Source organism: Paraburkholderia sp. Tr-20389, from assembly GCF_017104565.1.
Taxonomy (GTDB): Bacteria; Pseudomonadota; Gammaproteobacteria; order Burkholderiales; family Burkholderiaceae; genus Paraburkholderia.
In genome coordinates, this window is sequence record NZ_JAAGPD010000105.1 from 1 (window position 1) to 1854 (window position 1854).

Sequence of the window (1854 nt, forward strand, 5' to 3'; positions counted from 1 at the left end):
ATCGGCATAGGGGGTAGCCAACAGGCTACGCCCCTGCCACACCACCCGGCATGCGGGTCCGCACCGGGCGGTTCGGGAAGTTGAGGTCAGGAGAGACGGGGTAGGCCTAGTCGGTCGAACCATGCAATGGGCAGCACGCCGTTGAGCAGCTTGCCGCTGTTGCGCCACCAGCGACGGCTGTTCCCCGCCACCTGTCGCGCCACGTCATGAGCCGCGCCGAGTGCGCACAACTCACGATACATGGTCGTGCCGCGCTTCCAGTGCTTCAACTGGATCGCGCGCAGGCGATGGCGCACCCATTTGTCCAGTTCCCGCATCACGCCCGGCGTCTGCGCCAGACGGAAGTAGCCTTTCCAGCCCAACAGGTAGGGGCGCAGCTTCTCCACCACCTGCTTCAGACTACGTCCGCCCCGACGCGTCAGTTCCCGCACGCGCTGCCTGAACGTGGCCAATGGTTTGACTGCCACCTTGCGCTTGATCGCGCCACCCGCAGCTACCCACAGGCTGTAGCCCAGGAACTTGCGACCAAACGCGCTCGCCACCGCGCTTTTGGCTTCGTTGATCTTCAGGCGTAACCGCTCGTACTGCCGTCGCAACAGTGCCATCACCCGTTCGCCCGCACGGCGTGAGCGGACGTACACGTTCGCATCGTCGGCGTAGCGCACGAAGCAATGACCCCGTCGCTCCAGCTCCTTGTCCACCTCATCGAGCAGCACGTTTGCCAGCAACGGTGAGAGTGGACCGCCCTGGGGCGCCCCCTCATGCCGCTCCTGAACCACGCCATCGTTCATCACGCCCGCATTCAGGTACGCCCGGATCAGCCGGATGACGCCCGGATCTCCAATACGCTTCTGCAGCCGGTCGATGAGAATGTCGTGATTGACCCGGTCAAAGAACTTTTCCAGGTCAACGTCCACCACGATCCGCCGCCCCGACTGCACGTACGACTGCGCAGCTAGCACCGCATCGTGCGCACGCCGCCCGGGCCGGAAGCCGTAGCTGTGCTCGCTGAAGGTGGGGTCCAGTACCGGTTGCAACACCTGCAGCAACGCCTGCTGGATCAGTCGATCCGTCACCGTCGGGATGCCCAGCTCGCGCTCGCCACCGTCCGGTTTCGGGATCGTCACCCGCCGCACCGGCATCGGCCGGTAGGCCCCCCGCAGCAGTTGCTCACGTATTGCCGGCCAGGCTGTCGTCAGGTGTCGCGCAGTCTGGTCAATGTCCAGCCCGTCAACGCCCGGCGCACCCTTGTTGGCCCGCACCCGTCTGAGTGCCTGCTGCAGGTTCTCTCTCGTCAGCGCCGCAGCAAGCAGCGCTGACCCTGTGCTCTTCGTCTCACACCGCGAGCCCCAGGCTTCGTCGCTCACGGCTTCACGCGCAGCTTCACCGCGCGCCGCCACCGCTTGCCCCGCTCGCGCGGGCATCTGACGCCTTGCCTGTTGCGTCGGCATGTCGTTGAACACTCCTTTCCATTCGGTCCTTCGCCACCAGCTCCAGCCTCGCCGGCCTGTCCTGTGGCTACTATGACCTCTGCTGAGACCTCGCTCCGGTTCAGCACCGTCGCCCTTTCAGGCATGAGGCGAGGCGTCCCCAGGTAAGAACGCACTCCTTCATCGCACAACCGCCGCATCTACGCCGCTTCGCCTTGGTCACGAGAGCTTCGCGGAGATTTGCCCGCTCGCCCTGCTCGGCAGCGCCTTCTATGCGATTCTTGTTCATCGGCTCGCGATTTACGCTCCACGCTTCCTCCCCACACTCGGTCGCCCTCATGCAGTTGCGCTTCACTTCATTCGCTGTGACCAGCTTATGGCGGGACTTGCACCCGCAGGAGTGCGCCCATGCTGGGCGCACAAA

1 protein-coding gene is annotated in these 1854 nt (G+C 64.8%); it reads right to left on the bottom strand.

What is annotated here, in order from left to right:
• Positions 1 to 86: 86 nt before the first annotated feature.
• Positions 87 to 1451, bottom strand: coding sequence for a group II intron reverse transcriptase/maturase (gene ltrA, locus G3N95_RS40340; protein ID WP_205975640.1), 1365 nt, complete (start codon positions 1449 to 1451; stop codon positions 87 to 89).
• Positions 1452 to 1854 lie beyond the last annotated feature (403 nt).

Coding starts and splice junctions, on each gene's coding strand:
- ltrA (WP_205975640.1), bottom strand. CDS start 1,451: ATGCCGACGCAACAGGCAAGGCGTCAGATGCCCGCGCGAGCGGGGCAA.